The 14,789-nt window shown below is 59.6% G+C and carries 15 protein-coding genes; 12 read left to right on the forward strand and 3 right to left on the reverse strand.

From position 1 onward, the window contains the following. Positions 1-29: 29 nt before the first annotated feature. The 10 genes from mltG to ACSQ36_RS09650 all read left to right on the forward strand — a co-directional run bounded on the left by mltG (position 30) and on the right by ACSQ36_RS09650 (position 10,277). The gene (gene mltG, locus ACSQ36_RS09605; RefSeq protein WP_436181745.1) at positions 30-1,046 is read left to right on the forward strand and encodes an endolytic transglycosylase MltG; all 1,017 of its coding nucleotides are present in this window, start codon (positions 30-32) and stop codon (positions 1,044-1,046) included. Next, entirely contained in the window at positions 1,046-1,666 is a 621-nt protein-coding gene (gene tmk, locus ACSQ36_RS09610) for a dTMP kinase (RefSeq protein WP_436183141.1), read from the forward strand. Before mltG ends, tmk begins: the two co-directional genes overlap by 1 nt. A gap of 213 nt (positions 1,667-1,879) precedes the next feature. Continuing rightward, positions 1,880-2,905, forward strand: coding sequence for a DNA polymerase III subunit delta' (locus ACSQ36_RS09615; protein ID WP_436181746.1), 1,026 nt, complete (start codon positions 1,880-1,882; stop codon positions 2,903-2,905). 34 nt (positions 2,906-2,939) lie between these two features. Then, positions 2,940-3,437 carry a GNAT family N-acetyltransferase gene (locus ACSQ36_RS09620; RefSeq protein WP_165090666.1) on the forward strand — a complete coding sequence of 166 codons (498 nt, stop codon included), beginning with the start codon at positions 2,940-2,942 and terminating at the stop codon, positions 3,435-3,437. 63 nt (positions 3,438-3,500) lie between these two features. Continuing rightward, entirely contained in the window at positions 3,501-4,292 is a 792-nt protein-coding gene (locus ACSQ36_RS09625; RefSeq protein ID WP_436181747.1) for a TatD family hydrolase, read from the forward strand. Between the two features lie 118 nt (positions 4,293-4,410). Continuing rightward, positions 4,411-5,187, forward strand: a complete 777-nt coding sequence (locus ACSQ36_RS09630) for an ankyrin repeat domain-containing protein (protein ID WP_436181748.1) — start codon at positions 4,411-4,413, stop codon at positions 5,185-5,187. 223 nt (positions 5,188-5,410) lie between these two features. Continuing rightward, entirely contained in the window at positions 5,411-5,767 is a 357-nt protein-coding gene (locus ACSQ36_RS09635; RefSeq protein ID WP_213768282.1) for a Rap1a/Tai family immunity protein, read from the forward strand. Positions 5,768-5,980: 213 nt separating this feature from the next. Further along, complete coding sequence (locus ACSQ36_RS09640) at positions 5,981-7,276, forward strand: mechanosensitive ion channel family protein (protein ID WP_436181749.1); 1,296 nt, start codon at positions 5,981-5,983, stop codon at positions 7,274-7,276. Between the two features lie 255 nt (positions 7,277-7,531). Further along, positions 7,532-8,950 (forward strand): alpha,alpha-trehalose-phosphate synthase (UDP-forming), encoded by a 1,419-nt coding sequence (gene otsA / locus ACSQ36_RS09645; RefSeq protein ID WP_436181750.1) that lies wholly within the window; start codon positions 7,532-7,534, stop codon positions 8,948-8,950. 259 nt (positions 8,951-9,209) lie between these two features. Continuing rightward, positions 9,210-10,277, forward strand: coding sequence for a glycosyltransferase family 4 protein (locus ACSQ36_RS09650; RefSeq protein ID WP_436181751.1), 1,068 nt, complete (start codon positions 9,210-9,212; stop codon positions 10,275-10,277). A 162-nt stretch (positions 10,278-10,439) separates the two neighbouring features. Here the strand turns inward: ACSQ36_RS09650 and ACSQ36_RS09655 are convergent, their stop codons facing one another. The 3 genes from ACSQ36_RS09655 to ACSQ36_RS09665 all read right to left on the reverse strand — a co-directional run bounded on the left by ACSQ36_RS09655 (position 10,440) and on the right by ACSQ36_RS09665 (position 12,504). Further along, a complete protein-coding gene (locus tag ACSQ36_RS09655; RefSeq protein ID WP_213768286.1) occupies positions 10,440-11,030 on the reverse strand; it encodes a BPSL1445 family SYLF domain-containing lipoprotein in 591 nt (196 codons plus the stop codon). A gap of 378 nt (positions 11,031-11,408) precedes the next feature. After that, on the reverse strand, positions 11,409-11,885 hold the full coding sequence (locus tag ACSQ36_RS09660; RefSeq protein ID WP_213768287.1) for a hypothetical protein: 477 nt from the start codon (positions 11,883-11,885) through the stop codon (positions 11,409-11,411). 313 nt (positions 11,886-12,198) lie between these two features. Then, the gene (locus ACSQ36_RS09665) at positions 12,199-12,504 is read right to left on the reverse strand and encodes a PsiF family protein (RefSeq protein ID WP_436183142.1); all 306 of its coding nucleotides are present in this window, start codon (positions 12,502-12,504) and stop codon (positions 12,199-12,201) included. A 593-nt stretch (positions 12,505-13,097) separates the two neighbouring features. On the opposite strand from ACSQ36_RS09665, the gene ACSQ36_RS09670 reads away from it, so the two are divergent. Next, entirely contained in the window at positions 13,098-13,379 is a 282-nt protein-coding gene (locus tag ACSQ36_RS09670; RefSeq protein WP_213768288.1) for a hypothetical protein, read from the forward strand. Between the two features lie 343 nt (positions 13,380-13,722). Further along, positions 13,723-14,715: a substrate-binding domain-containing protein gene (locus tag ACSQ36_RS09675; protein ID WP_436181752.1), complete on the forward strand. Its 993-nt coding sequence runs from the start codon at positions 13,723-13,725 to the stop codon at positions 14,713-14,715. Positions 14,716-14,789: the final 74 nt, after the last annotated feature.

Consider the following 14,789-nt stretch of genomic DNA (forward strand, 5'->3'; position numbering starts at 1 on the left):
ATATGGGTCTAACCACGAGCGTGTTTCGCATGTCCCTTTTGAAGAAATGTTTGATCGCGGCGGTCGTCGCGATCGTGGTTGCCGGTGCGCTCGCTGCGGGCATGTTCAAATGGGCGAATAGCCCGGTCGACCTGGCCTCACCCGAACTCGACATCACCATCAAATCCCACAGTACGCTGCGCAGCGTGGCCCTTCAACTGGACCGCGGCGGCGCGCACGTCCAACAGCAGTTGTTCGTGCTGATGACGCGTGCGCTCGGCCTGTCGTCGCAGCTCAAGTCCGGTAACTATGAGTTCAAGATGGGCATCACGCCCTACGAGATGCTGCAGAAAATCGCCCGCGGCGACGTCAATGAATACGTGGCGACCGTGATCGAAGGGTGGACGTTCCAGAAAATGCGCAACGAACTGGACGGCAATCCGGCGCTGCAGCACGACACAGCCGGCATGACCGACACCGACTTGCTGAAGGCAATCGGCGCGCCGGACGACGTGATTGCGCGGGTGAGCGCGGAGGGCCTGTTTTTCCCCGACACCTATCTCTTCGACAAAGGCACGAGCGACATCGCCGTCTACAAACGGGCGTACAAGCTGATGCAACAGCGCCTCGCCGAAGCCTGGGCTACCCGCGCGCAGAATTTGCCGTACAAGACGCCTTACGAGGCGCTGATCATGGCGTCGATTGTCGAAAAGGAAACGGGGCGAGCCGCCGACCGGCCGCTGGTCGCGGCCGTGTTCGCGAACCGGCTGCGCATCGGCATGCCGCTGCAAACGGACCCTTCGGTGATCTATGGCCTGGGTTCGGCCTACGGCGGCCGGCTGCATAAAAAAGACCTGCAAACCGACACTCCGTACAATACCTACACGCGCATGGGCCTTCCGCCCGGTCCGATCGCGCTGCCGGGTGTGGCAGCCCTTGCGGCGACGGTCAATCCTGCGTCCAGCACGGCACTGTATTTCGTGTCGCGCGGCGACGGCAGCAGTTTCTTTTCAGACAATCTCGGCGACCACAATCGGGCCGTCGACAAGTACATCCGGGGACAATGATGGTGCGCGGCAGATTTATCACGTTTGAAGGTATCGACGGGGCGGGCAAGACGACGCACCTCGCGTGGTTTCGTCAGCGCCTGGAGGACAAGATCGCAGCCACGGGCCGCTCGGTTGTGATGACGCGGGAACCCGGCGGTACGACGTTGGGAGAAAGCCTGCGGGACTTGCTGCTCAACCAGCCGATGGACCTCGAAACCGAAGCGTTGCTGATGTTCGCCGCGCGCCGTGAACATCTGGCGCAGATCATTGAGCCGGCGTTGGCCCGGGGTGACTGGGTGCTGTCGGATCGTTTCTCCGACGCCACCTTCGCGTATCAGGGCGGCGGTCGCGGTTTACCGCGTGACAAGCTGGAAGCGCTTGAGCGCTGGGTACAGGGCGGTTTTCAGCCGGACCTGACCGTGCTCTTCGACGTCCCGACGAACGTGGCCAGCGAACGACGCGGCGCGGTTCGTTCGCCCGACAAGTTCGAGAGCGAATCGGATTCGTTTTTCGGCCGTACGCGGGCGGAATATCTGCGCCGGGCGGCGGAATCGCCGGAGCGATTTGTGATAATCGACGCTACGCATTCGATCGACGATATCCAGAAACAACTTGAAGCAGTGATCGCAAGTATTTGATTTTGATAAAAATCCGTAGATAGAATTTACTTTAAATCTCGTCATTCGATGGTTTTAGCCGCTGATATTCGCTGGCATGACCTCTGGTCAAGCCTCGAAAAAGCTTCAATTACTGTCAACAAACACTTGAATTGATTGAACTTAGCCGAGAAGTTAAAGTAAATTCAGATTCACAAGATTGCGCCGCAAACACCTGATCCAAAAAGACTTTTCATGATCTATCCGTGGCAAACCGATGACTGGACCCATCTTGAGCAACTGCGTGCAAGCTGGCCGCACGCGTTGCTCCTGCACGGTCGCGCCGGTATCGGTAAATTGCAGTTTGCGCAGCATCTTGCTCAAAGTCTGCTCTGCGAAACCCCGACTGAAACCCGTGAACCATGCGGAAAATGCGTCGCTTGCCTGTGGTTCAGCCAGGGCAACCATCCCGACTATCGCGCGGTCCTGCCGGAAGCGCTCGCCGGTGAATTGATCAGCGACGACAAGGCTGATAAGGCAGACGCCGAGGACGGCAAGAAAACGAAGGTGCTGAGCAAGGAGATCAAGATCGATCAGGTGCTCGGGCTGATGAATTTTTTCAGCCTCGGTTCACACCGGGGTGGTTTGCGGGTCGTGTTGCTGTATCCGGCTGAATCGATCAACGTGTTCGCCGCAAACGCATTGCTCAAGACGCTGGAAGAGCCGCCCGCGGGCGTGGTGTTCATTCTGGTGACGGCGCGCATAGACCGTTTGCTGCCGACGATCATCAGCCGCTGCCGCCAATGGCCGATGACCCTCCCGGCCACCGAACCCGCCGTTGCATGGCTGACGCAGCAGGGCGTGGAGCGTCCAGCAGCCGTGCTGGCGGAAGCCGGCGGCGCGCCGCTGACCGCGCTGGCGCTCGCCTCCGATGAAAACCGCGCGCTGCGTGATTTCGCGCTGGCGCAACTGGCCGCCGGCCCCGCCTGCGACGCTTTCGCGTGCGGCGAAAGCCTGCAAAAGCTGCCGGTGCCCATGGTGCTCGGCTGGCTGCAGCGCTGGCTTTACGACCTGCTCGCGCAGAAAACGGCGGGGCGTCCGCGGTATTTCCCGGGGGCATCGAAGGCGCTCGAACGCTGCGCCGCGCAGATCGATACCGAGCGTTTCGCCCGCTTTCAAAAGACGGTGACACGGCAGCGCGCGGTGGAAAATCATCCACTGAATGCGCGGCTGGTGTTCGAAGAACTGTTCCTGGGCTACCGCGACGTGTTCACCGCCTGACTACCGACTCACTCTCTTTGCACACCAACGCACCATGAATCCCAATTTCCGCGACGCCACGCTCGACGATCTTCCCGGTATCGTGGCCATTTACAATTCCACCGTGCCCTCGCGCCTTGTTACCGCTGACCTTGAACCGGTCACAGTCGAAAGCCGGCTCGCGTGGTTTCATGCGCATGGCCCGAAGGCACGCCCGCTATGGGTAGTTGAAGAAAACGGCGCGGTCATCGCATGGCTGAGTTTCTCCGACTTTTACGGCCGCCCAGCCTATCTGCGCACGGCGGAAGTCAGTATCTATCTCGCCGAAAGCGCCCGTGGCAAGGGGCTTGGGAAGCAGTTGCTGCAAGTGGCGCTGGAACGCGCACCGGCGCTGGGTATCGACACGTTGCTGGGTTTCATCTTCGGCCACAACGAAGCGAGCCTGCGCCTGTTCCAGCGCTTCGAATTCCAGACATGGGGGGCGCTGCCGCGCGTCGCGGTGCTGGACGGTGTTGAACGAGACCTCCTGATTCTCGGCCGGCGGCTCGGCTGATCCGATCCATTCAGCTAACCGAACGCTCGCCACCCAACCCAATCCCGCTTTAACGGAATCCCCATGTTCGTCGATTCGCATTGCCACATCAATTTCGAAGGCCTGGCCGACCGCCTGCCCGAAGTGCTCGACAAAATGCGCGAGCTGAAGGTGACGCATGCGCTGTGCGTCTCGGTTGATCTGGAAACGCTGCCTTCGGTGTTGAAGATCGCCGAAGAAAACGAGCATATCTACGCATCGGTCGGCGTGCATCCGGATCACGAGGACGCGCGAGAGCCGAGCGTGGCGGATCTCGTGGAATTGGCGCGGCATCCGAAAGTAGTGGCTATTGGCGAGACAGGGCTGGATTATTACCGTCTGGAAGGCCGCAGCATCGCCGATATGGAATGGCAGCGTGAACGCTTCCGCACGCATATCCGGGCGGCGCACGCCACAGCGAAACCACTGATCATCCACACGCGGTCGTCGTGGGAAGACACGCTGCGGATCATGGCCGAGGAGCGTGCGAGCGTGCCGGGCGGCGTGATGCATTGCTTTACGGAACCGTGGCATGTCGCCGAGGCGGCGCTTGCCCAGGATTTTTACATTTCGCTGTCGGGCATTGTCACGTTCAAGAGCGCGAAAGACGTGCAGGACGTCGCGGGCCGTGTGCCGCTCGAGCGTTTGCTGATTGAAACCGACTCACCGTATCTGGCGCCGGTGCCGTATCGCGGGAAATCGAATGAACCTGCGTACGTAAGTTATGTCGGACGCTTCATCGCGCAATTGCGCGAGATGCCGGAAGAAGCGTTGGCGGCAGCCACCACGCGTAATTTTTTCACGCTGTTCAAGATCCCGCAGGCGGTTGGGCACTGAAGCCTGCTACGGTTCTTTACCGTCGCGCGGTGAGACAGGGAGAATGACCCCTTCGCCCGACAGATTCATTATTTCGTTACCAGAACGTTCAGAACGTTAAGTAATCCCCAAGGAACACATGCTTACATTTTCGACGGTTTCCTCTTCGACCCTTTCAACATGCTCAACCCGTCAATCCGCGTTGACGCGTAAAACCTGGCGAACCCTGGTGACGGGCCTGGTGCTGACAGCCGCCGCCATCGCGCAACCCGCCTTTGCGACGCCTGCCGACTCCATGATCAAGGCGGTAAAGTTCGACGACATATCTGCCGTTAAAAAGCTGTTGTCACAGGGCGTGGATCCGAATCTCGTCGATGACACCGGCACGCCGCTGCTCGTGATCGCGGCAAGGGAAAAGTCGGACAAGGTAGGCCAACTGCTCGCCGATAACCCGAACATTGACCTTGAAAAGCTCGATCCCGCCGGCGAAAACGCGATGATGCTGGCCGCGCTCAACGACGACCTCACCTTCGTGAACCTGCTGATCGCGAAGGACGCGGAAGTGAACAAGAAGGGCTGGACGCCGCTGCACTATGCCGCCACCAACGGTCACGACGACGTGGTGAAGGTACTGCTCGACCATTCGGCTTATATCGACTCGGGTTCGCCCAACGGCACGACCCCGCTGATGATGGCGGCGCGCGGCGGCCATCTGTCGACGGTCAAGCTGTTGCTCGATGAAGGCGCGGATCTGCGAGTGAAGAACCAGCTTGGCCTGACGGCGGTGGACTTCGCAAACCAGTATCACGAGAAAGATGTGGCGGAAGGGCTGGCGGCACGGCTGGCGGCGATGCAAAACCAGAGCGCTGCGGGCGCGTCCGGGGCACCGCAAAGCGGCGCAAACAGTGCAAAATGACGCTCGCACGGCGAGCACCTGACTCAGGTTTGACTGACAACAGGTCCCGACCGCGCGAGACGAGGCAAATACGAGGAACAGCGGGCATGATCGGGAAGGGTAAGCCGAAGGAAGGCTAGCCCGGGCGCGCTCGCTGAAAAGACGGGTTTTGGCCAACAAGACAGGATGTTTTCGCCTGCGCGTCCATGCCGGCCCGCAACCGCCAACATAAGAAAGGACCATCATGCAGCGGGTTTTTGTCATGGCCAGTGTGCTCGCGTTTCCGCTTAGCGCGGCCGCGTTCACAGGCAACGATCTGAACATGCTTTGTACGAAGACCGACACAGCCTCGCGCAGCGCATGCGCGGCTTATATAGAAGGTGCCGCTGACGGTATCTACAACACCATCGAAGCCATTGGCGGCACATCGGGACCGCAGATCGGCCAGTATTTTTGCCTGCCAGTCGATGTCAAACCGCAGGAACTGACGGACGCGGTACGCAAGTTCATCGCCGACAATCCCACGCGCGGCAACTTCAACGCCACGACCATGGTGTCGCTCGGGCTCGGCAAGGCTTTTCCCTGCAAAGCTGAAAATTAAGCAGCCCGATCACCATTCAAGGCGGCGAGGTTCGTCCGCGCCGCCCGCTGGTTCGGTGGCTGCTGCAATGCAATAGAATAGTTACCTCATGGCGCGGCTGGCCGGCCAAGCCGGCCGCCGGTGCCGCTGCGCTGCATGCGCAGGCGGGCCGCATGCACGCACAATCCGTCGTATCCCCCGATATCACCTTCCAAGGCTGATCCCACGACGACGATGACCTCTTTCGACTCCTTCGAGCGAATCGCTTCCGCTCCGCTCAGTACCTGGCCCGGCGCGCTTGTCGTCGCGACGCTCGCCGTGCTGTTCGCCATCGGCGCGCATCGCGTGGGTGCGCGCATCCTGATGCGCATTGCGCGGCCGTATCCGTTGATGAGCGTGGTATTGCGCTTTATCGACAAACCCGCGCTCGCGCTGCTGATCATCCTCGGCCTGGGTTTCGTGCTGGCAGAGGCACCCGATTCGCTGCCGTTCGCCGCCGCGCTGCGCGACCTGCTCACCGTGATGCTGATTGTCGCGCTGACGTGGCTTGCCGTGCGCTCGGTGGGCGCGGTGGCCGAAGCGCTGGTGCAGGCCCATCCGCTCGACAGCCAGGACAACCTGCAAGCGCGCCGGATTCACACGCAGGCTCGCGTGCTGGCGCGTTCGGTGATGGTGGTGATCGTCATCATTGGATTCGGCGGCGCGTTGATGACGTTTCCCGCCGTGCGTCAGGTCGGCGCGAGTTTGCTGGCCTCGGCGGGCGTGGCGGGGCTGGTCGCCGGTATCGCCGCACGGCCGGTGCTGGGCAACCTGATCGCCGGATTGCAGATCGCGTTGTCGCAACCCATCCGGCTCGACGATGTCGTGGTGATTCAGGGCGAATGGGGACGGGTGGAGGAGATCACCGGGACCTATGTGTCCATCCGGATCTGGGACCAGCGGCGCCTGATCGTGCCGCTGCAATGGTTTATCGAGAATCCGTTCGCCAACTGGACCCGCAACAGTTCGCAAATCATTGGCACGGTGTTTTTCTATGTGGATTACCGCATGCCGCTTGCGCCGATGCGCGAAGAGCTCGATCGGATCTTGCAGAACGCGCCGGAGTGGGACAAGCGCGTGCAGGTGCTGCAGGTCACCGACGCCACCGAAAAGTCCATGCAGCTTCGCGTGCTCGTCAGTTCCTTCGATTCCGGCTTGAACTGGGATCTTCGATGCCGGGTGCGCGAAGGTCTGTTGAACTTCATGCAGTCGTCGTATCCGCAGTTCCTGCCGCGCACGCGGGCGGATATATCGCAGGAAGGGGAGGATGCCGATTTTGTTGCGCCGCTCGGGCGCAGCATGGCGGACGGCCATGAGGGCGCGGGCGGAACGATCAGGCCGCCGGCATCCAGCCGGACAGCCAACACGGAAGCCGATCCGGTGGCGAGCCGGGGAGAGCGGCACGGCCCGGACGCATCGGCGAATTCAGCGGCAAGCACCGCCCCGAGTGCACCCGGCGGCGGCGCGGCGAAACCCGCTGAGCGGCGCTGAGCCGGTTGGTGGCATCGAGATTGCGGACAAGCTGACACAGACCACGAAGCAGGCCCGGGCATTACCGAACGCGAGAATGAAATTGAACCGAGTGAAATTGAACCGAGGCCGTTGCCCGGAGCCGAACGAAGATCATCAGCAGAAAAATAAACGGCCACGACCCTCGCACGTAATGTGGCCAGGGTGGCTATGAAAATTACGACCATGAAAAAAATACACACACCCTGAACAGAATCGCAAAAAAGGAAGCCAGTAATGACCCGCCTAGTCGTTGTATCGAACCGAGTAGCCTCTCCGACCGAAACCAAAGGCTCCGCCGGCGGCCTCGCCGTGGGTGTGTTCGGCGCGCTGAAGGACAGCGGCGGCGTCTGGTTCGGCTGGAGCGGCGACGTAGTCAGCGACAGCGTGGCGAACCAGGGACCGAAACTCGAACAGGACGGCGCGGTCACGTTCGCCACCGTGGGCTTGCCGAAGAAGGATTACGACCAGTATTACCGAGGGTTTTCGAACGCGACCTTATGGCCTGTCTTCCATTATCGCAACGACCTGGCCGTCTACGACCGCGAGGAATACGCGGGCTACAGGCGGGTCAATTCGTGGCTGGCGCATCGCGCAATCAAGCTGCTGCAACCCGACGATGTCATCTGGGTCCACGACTATCACCTGATCCCGTTTGGCGAGGCGCTGCGTTCGGAAGGCGTGACCAATCGCATGGGTTTTTTCCTGCATATCCCGTTTCCGTCACCGCAGATTCTGCTCAATATTCCGCCGCACGCGGAACTGGTCAAGTCGCTGTGCTGCTATGACGTGGTGGGTTTCCAGACGCCCGGCGACCAAGCCGCTTTCCACGATTACATCGTGCGTCACGCGCATGGAACAGCCACCGCCGATGGCGAAGTGGAAGCGTTCGGCCGCCGGCTTAAAACCGGCGTGTACCGCATCGGCATCTTCCCTGATGAAATCGCCGAGCAAGCCACCCGCGGCGAAGCGCGTCAGGATGTGATGGACCTGAAGCAGAGCCTGGAAGGCCGCAAGCTCATCATGAGCGTGGACCGGCTGGACTATTCGAAAGGCCTGGTCGAGCGCTTCAAGGCGTTCGAACATTTCCTCGAAAAATCGCCGGAATGGCGGGGTAATGTCACGCTGGTGCAGATCGCGCCGCCCACGCGCTCGGACGTGGATACCTACCAGCAGATCCGCCATAACCTGGAATACGAAGCAGGACGTATCAACGGCCGCTACTCGGGCCTCGACTACACGCCGATCCGCTACATGAACCAGCGTTACGACCGGTGGAAACTGATGTCGCTGTTTCGCGAGTCGCAGATCGGGCTGGTCACGCCGTTACGCGACGGTATGAACCTCGTCGCGAAGGAATATGTCGCGGCGCAAAATCCCGACGATCCCGGCGTGCTCGTGCTGTCCCAGTTCGCGGGCGCCGCCGATGAAATGAAGGGCGCACTAATGGTAAATCCGCATGACATAGTCGGCATGAGCGAGGCTATTGGGCGGGCGCTTTCCATGCCGCTCGCCGAACGCCGCGAGCGCTACGAAACCAACATGGTGATGCTTCGCAAATACGACCTGGGCGTCTGGCGCGACTCGTTTCTCGCCGACCTGCGAGGCGTGAACTTGAACAAACAGCCGAACAAACGCCCTGCGGGCAACAAATAACAACACATGCAGCGTCGATGTAAAAACGCTGCCCGCCAATGGGATATCGGCCTGAAAACCGCAGGAATTCAACGATATTCGAGTGTTTCGCGACTGTAACAGGGTCGTGAAAGTGAAAGTTTTGTCAACGCGTTGGCTTCCACGGCCAATAATAGGGTGTCGTTCGCACGCATCGCGCGCGCGGGCGACCGGCAGCCCTGCCGATCAATATCACAGACTAAACATCACGGCGAAGTCAGACCGAGTGGAGACGCGAACAATGAGAATTGCACAAATAGCCCCCTTGACCGAATCAGTACCGCCCAAGTTGTATGGCGGCACTGAACGGGTTGTTTCGTATATCACCGAGGCGCTGGTTGAACTTGGCCACGACGTGACCCTGTTCGCTTCAGGCGACTCGCAAACCAAGGCGAAGCTGGAAGCCGTGTGGCCGCGCGCGTTGCGCCTGGACCCGGCTATCCGCGACCGGATCGCCCCGCATATGCTGCTGATGGAAATGGTGCGGCGCCGCGCCGACGACTTCGACGTGCTGCATTTCCACATGGATTACTACTCGTTCTCGCTGTTCAAACGCCAGGACACGCCGTTCGTCACCACGCTGCATGGCCGGCTTGATTTGCCGGAGCAGCAACCGATCTTCAATACGTTCGATACCGCGCCGGTCATCTCCATTTCGGACGCGCAACGTCATCCGTTGCCGCAGGCCAAATGGCTGACCACCGTGTATCACGGGCTGCCGGAAAGGCGTTACTTGCCGCAGCCGGTCGAGCAGACGTACCTGGCGTTCCTTGGGCGTATATCGCCGGAAAAACGCGTCGATACCGCCATCCGGATTGCCGGCCGGTGCGGGATGAAAATCAGGATCGCGGCGAAAGTGGATGCAGCGGACCGTGAGTACTACGAACGCGAAATCGCGCCGCTGATGAAGTTGCCGTATGTGGAGTTCATCGGTGAAATCGACGATGACCAGAAGGCCGGTTTTCTCTCCGGCGCCCACGCGCTGCTGTTCCCGATCGACTGGCCGGAGCCGTTCGGGCTGGTCATGATCGAGGCGATGGCGTGCGGCACGCCGGTGATCGCGTTCAATCGCGGAGCCGTGCCGGAAGTGGTGGACGAGGGCGTGACGGGGTTTATCGTCGAGGACGAGATTGGCGCCGTGGCGGCGGTGAACCGGCTGCATACGGTGTCGCGCGAGGGCGTACGCAGGCGCTTCGAGGAACGCTTCACCTCGCGTCGCATGGCGCAGCAATATGTTGATGGTTATCAGGCGGTCGTGCGCGCGCAAAAGCGTTCACGCTTCAAGCTGATCGACAGCGCAGCCAGTTGAACGGCGCGTCTGAAAAGCGCTTCGCCAGCTTTAAAGCCAACCAAGAGAACCATAAAGAAAACCGCCGCGCAGCACGACCTTCTGGTCGTGCTGCGCGGCGGTTTTAACTTATGCGTGCGTGATTCAGGATTCAGGCCGGCTTTAGCCAGCCGAAGACCCTGATCAGATCTTCAGACGCGATACCTTCGTGCCTTCCAGCGAAAGGTTAGCCATCAGGCCAGCGTTCGTCAGCACGAACACTTCGACCGGCGCCGTTGCGGTGTCCGAATCGATATTGCCGTTCGCGCCCATCTTGACCAGCGCGACCGATGCATCGCCGCCGACCGACCAGCCGTCCGTATTGCGGAATTTGTCGAGCGCGTCCTGCGTCATGAACAGGAAGATGATCGCCTTCGATTGCGCGCCTGCTTGCAGGCCAATCGACGCCGACGTCGTGCTGTAGTAGCCGACCGAGCCGCCGCCAACCCGCAATGCACCCTTGCCGTACTGCGCCCCGACGATGAAACCTGCCGCCAGCACCGACGGGAACACGAGCACGCCGCGCGCCTTGCCAACCAGCTCACGCGAGCCGCGAGCGGTGACGTAGAGGCGTTGCATGGTTGCGTCGACATCCGCATCGATCGAACGGCGTGCGTCCGCGTCGCCGGCGGTCTGTTGTGCGCCTTGATTCGACGTTGTCGTGCAACCGGCTAGCGCGAAGCCACCCATTGCAAGCGCGGCGGTCGATTTGATCATGAAGTTTCGTCTTTGCATCGTTTTCTCCATCGTGGTTTTTTGGGAAACCCCATCTACGAGTGTTGCAGCATGGCGTTTTATAACACAGCACGTCCGTGAGCAACATGTCCTGAAATGTCGCGGAGCCTTACCCCGCTTGGCTTGCGCCGTGTCAGGCAGATGCAGTGAGGTAATTTTGACCTGCCCGGCCAGGATGCTGTCCGCGTCAGAGAACGCTTGTTTGCACGAAACATTCGTCCCTCGCAACAGACAAGATCCGGAGACGCAAACGGTGGGCCAGCCCTTCCGGATTGCTCGAATTTCGGTCAAAATTACCCGTCAAAATAAAACGAAAAACTTCGTGAGATAGTGCAAAAAACTGCAGAGGCGTTGTCTCCACATCGCAATGTGATGTTTTTACGGCTTGGCAATCCGAGTGGATTCATTGGCTTGCTTCGCTTTGTCGTTTTTTGTGGCGGGGCGGCGGAGGGCACGTCGAATCACGCCGATCACGGCGCCCAGCAAAAACAGCGTAATCGCCGGCACGACCCAATAGCCGACAAACGCATGCCATAGATAACCGAACAGCACGCTGCGGCGAGTCGAATACTCCTCCAGGGCATCCTGGTTCTTGGCGGCATTGGCTGCGACTACGTCCGGCGGGCAGCCGGCCGTGCGCGCTTCGTCGAGGGAACCGTGGCAGCGCGAAACGGCGGCAGAGGCACGTTGCGCGTCCGTGAACGTCCAGGTGGAGAGGGAGTGGGCAAGATCCTGGGCATCGTACGAGAGCTGTTCGCGAAGCTCGTTTGCCGCAACGATCATGATCGGGACCGCCCAAAAAATGATCACAACCAGCCACCGCCTGAACCAGCGGTTTTTATATCGCCATACCATCCTTGGGGCCTCCGTCTATTGCAATGCTGCAAGCCGGCTAGACTGTGGCGGACCGATGGCGCATTAGTTATTCTGGTGGGCCGCCTTCGCATCATCTTATGAGATAAAACGCGCGCCGCGTAGCACGACCGTAGCTGCACTGCAATAAGACGGGGCGGGGTTTTCCCGGGTTCGGGACTTTACTTACCCGCTTACTTGCCCGCTTACTTACCCGCGATTCGTGCGTGATTTATGCCCGAAAAAACCATGAAAAAAGCCGCGTGTTCAAAGGCACGCGGCTTTAACAAACAATTGAACGTCACCTCGCTCCGGTTCAGCCCTTGTTACTGAGACAGTCCTTCATGAAGGCTTTCCGATCGTCGCCTTTCTTGCCCGTCGCCGATTTATTGCACGCCGTCATTTTCTGCTGCTGAGTCATCGGAGCGGCAGCAGCAGGCCCTGACGAGAGGCAATCTTTCATGAAGGCCTTGCGGTCATCGCCTTTCTTGCCCGAAGCCTGCGTATTGCAGGTTGTCATCTTCGATTGCTGGCTGTTATCGGCAAACGCCGGTGTTGCAGCGAAGGTCGCGCTTAAAGCGACGCTCAATGCGAGCGTTGCCATGGTTGCCCGGATCTTCATGCGTTTTCTCCCTTTAAATGAATGACGTGAAACGAGGTGAGGTGCTGCAAGGTCAGGCACATATCTATCCCGCTCAATACGGCTGCGGCTTTTGCCGTGGCTTTTGCCGTCATTGCCATCGTCAGGCGGCTTGATCAGGCAAACCCAAGGTAACCCATTATGGCAAAAAGCCATACAAATGCCGTACGGTTTCGAACCTGAAAAGTCGGAAAGCACATAACGTCCGCGTCATTCAAAAGGCGCTCGCAATAATCGCTTCACGCCGATTAACACCAATTCGATCTGTTCCGTGTCCATTGATACGCGCTCTGTAAGCTTTCTTTATCGGACGACAACGGTTCTGGACAGGAGGCTTACAATTTTCATTTCGGCTGCGCGCTTGAACGGCCAATGACGCTCGATGATTTCGCGACCGGCAACGACCGGCACCTACCGGTCTCCACAGGGGCAAGCCTCCGTTGTAGCGTCGCAACATTAGCGCGAACGGTGTCAACACGCGGACAAAGCGCCTTCACAGTCTCTGCCTACACTCTTCGTGCGCAGCGTTGCAAAGCCGTGCGATCCTGTCGTTCTACTGCTTAAAGGAGTCGCGTATGTCCCGCCCCTTGTCCGATCACTACAAAGGTTTTGAAATCACCGTCCAGGCGTTGCGTCGTGGCAAAGAGCGCGACGAGCCGGACGACGGCCCGCGTCATTTCGATATCATCGTCAACATTTCGCGCAGCGCCAGCGGCGAGGGCGGGAAGTCGGAGATGTTCGGCGTACCGGAGCAGGAACCGTTCAACAGCCCGATCGACGCGACACGAGCGGGTATTGACTATGCCAGGGCGATCATCGACAAGAAGGTGCAAGGGGAGTCTGTCGATGAGCTGTAAAAGCCGGCCGGCATAGTTGCATCACGCGTTGCACCAGAATCAGGGCCAACAGCAATTGCGGTAGGCGGCGCAAGCGTCCACGCTCATCGGGCCGTACGAGGCGTGCTTTCACCTGGACGAAAAACACGCAAGTCCGCACGGGAATCCCGCGCAACGTTGAATCCCATCTATCTGACGGAGTCGTGTCCCGATGTCCGGCACGACGGCCCAATATCCCCACCAAGGGCAGCCCGAGGTAGCCGAGAAGCTGCCGGAAGCAGCAATCCAACACGCCCACACCCATCCTGTTTCAGCCAATAACTGAATATCCGATAACTCAAAACGAAACCAGGAGATATGCCGCATGAACTCACATCACAAACCTGTCGAACCCGTGCTGCGCCGCCGTTTCATGTCTGTCGCGCTGTCACTGGGCGCATGCGCCATGTTGCCGTTGTCGCTGTATTCCACGGGCGCCGCCGCGCAAGCCGCGCACAAGCCGAAGGTCGCGCTCGTGATGAAATCGCTGGCGAACGAGTTTTTCCTGACCATGGAAACCGGCGCCAAGGATTATCAGAAACACAACTCGAGTCAGTTTGACCTGATCACCAACGGCATCAAGGACGAAACCGATACCGCGAACCAGATTCGCATTGTCGAGCAGATGATCGTCTCGAAGGTCGACGCGCTCGTGATCGCCCCGGCTGATTCGAAAGCGCTCGTTCCGGTCGTCAAGAAGGCTGTGAATGCAGGGATCATCGTGGTGAATATCGACAACCGGCTGGACCCGGACGTGCTCAAGTCGAAGGACCTGAACGTGCCGTTCGTCGGCCCGGACAACGCGAAGGGCGCGAGGCTGGTCGGAGATTATCTGGCCAAGCGACTCAAGGCCGGCGATGAAGTCGGCATTATCGAAGGCGTATCGACCACGACTAACGCGCAGCAACGCACGGCCGGTTTCAAGCAAGCGATGCAAGCAGGCGGCATGAAGGTCGTCGCGCTGCAATCCGGCGACTGGGAAATCGACAAGGGCAACGCGGTGGCATCGCAGATCCTGAACGCGAACCCGAACATCAAGGCGCTGCTGTGCGGCAACGACAACATGGCGCTGGGCGCGGTGGCTGCGGTGCGGGCGGCCGGCAAGGCGGGCAAGGTGCAGGTCGTCGGTTACGACAACATCAACGCCATCAAACCGATGCTCGCCGACGGCCGGGTGCTTGCAACGGCCGATCAATACGCCGCGAAACAAGCGGTATTTGGCATCGACACGGCTTTGAAAGCGATTTCCGAGCATAAGAAACAGTCGGAATTGTCGGGCGTGGTCGAAACACCGGTGGTCCTGATTACCAAAAAATAGGTATTACACGCATAGAAAATTTGATTTGTCTGCTTAAAATCTTAAGAAACGGGCGCCGCTGCCGATAAACGAGA

Source organism: Caballeronia sp. LjRoot34, assembly GCF_964253815.1.
Lineage (GTDB): Bacteria > Pseudomonadota > Gammaproteobacteria > Burkholderiales > Burkholderiaceae > Caballeronia.

What these genes read in the sequence shown, in the direction of transcription:
- mltG (WP_436181745.1), top strand. Translation starts at nt 30, where the DNA reads ATGTCCCTTTTGAAGAAATGTTTGATCGCGGCGGTCGTCGCGATCGTG.
- ACSQ36_RS09665 (WP_436183142.1), bottom strand. Translation starts at nt 12,504, where the DNA reads ATGAAGATCCGGGCAACCATGGCAACGCTCGCATTGAGCGTCGCTTTA.
- ACSQ36_RS09660 (WP_213768287.1), bottom strand. Translation starts at nt 11,885, where the DNA reads ATGGTATGGCGATATAAAAACCGCTGGTTCAGGCGGTGGCTGGTTGTG.
- ACSQ36_RS09670 (WP_213768288.1), top strand. Translation starts at nt 13,098, where the DNA reads ATGTCCCGCCCCTTGTCCGATCACTACAAAGGTTTTGAAATCACCGTC.
- ACSQ36_RS09625 (WP_436181747.1), top strand. Translation starts at nt 3,501, where the DNA reads ATGTTCGTCGATTCGCATTGCCACATCAATTTCGAAGGCCTGGCCGAC.
- ACSQ36_RS09640 (WP_436181749.1), top strand. Translation starts at nt 5,981, where the DNA reads ATGACCTCTTTCGACTCCTTCGAGCGAATCGCTTCCGCTCCGCTCAGT.
- otsA (WP_436181750.1), top strand. Translation starts at nt 7,532, where the DNA reads ATGACCCGCCTAGTCGTTGTATCGAACCGAGTAGCCTCTCCGACCGAA.
- ACSQ36_RS09655 (WP_213768286.1), bottom strand. Translation starts at nt 11,030, where the DNA reads ATGCAAAGACGAAACTTCATGATCAAATCGACCGCCGCGCTTGCAATG.
- tmk (WP_436183141.1), top strand. Translation starts at nt 1,046, where the DNA reads ATGGTGCGCGGCAGATTTATCACGTTTGAAGGTATCGACGGGGCGGGC.
- ACSQ36_RS09650 (WP_436181751.1), top strand. Translation starts at nt 9,210, where the DNA reads ATGAGAATTGCACAAATAGCCCCCTTGACCGAATCAGTACCGCCCAAG.
- ACSQ36_RS09635 (WP_213768282.1), top strand. Translation starts at nt 5,411, where the DNA reads ATGCAGCGGGTTTTTGTCATGGCCAGTGTGCTCGCGTTTCCGCTTAGC.
- ACSQ36_RS09620 (WP_165090666.1), top strand. Translation starts at nt 2,940, where the DNA reads ATGAATCCCAATTTCCGCGACGCCACGCTCGACGATCTTCCCGGTATC.
- ACSQ36_RS09615 (WP_436181746.1), top strand. Translation starts at nt 1,880, where the DNA reads ATGATCTATCCGTGGCAAACCGATGACTGGACCCATCTTGAGCAACTG.
- ACSQ36_RS09630 (WP_436181748.1), top strand. Translation starts at nt 4,411, where the DNA reads ATGCTTACATTTTCGACGGTTTCCTCTTCGACCCTTTCAACATGCTCA.
- ACSQ36_RS09675 (WP_436181752.1), top strand. Translation starts at nt 13,723, where the DNA reads ATGAACTCACATCACAAACCTGTCGAACCCGTGCTGCGCCGCCGTTTC.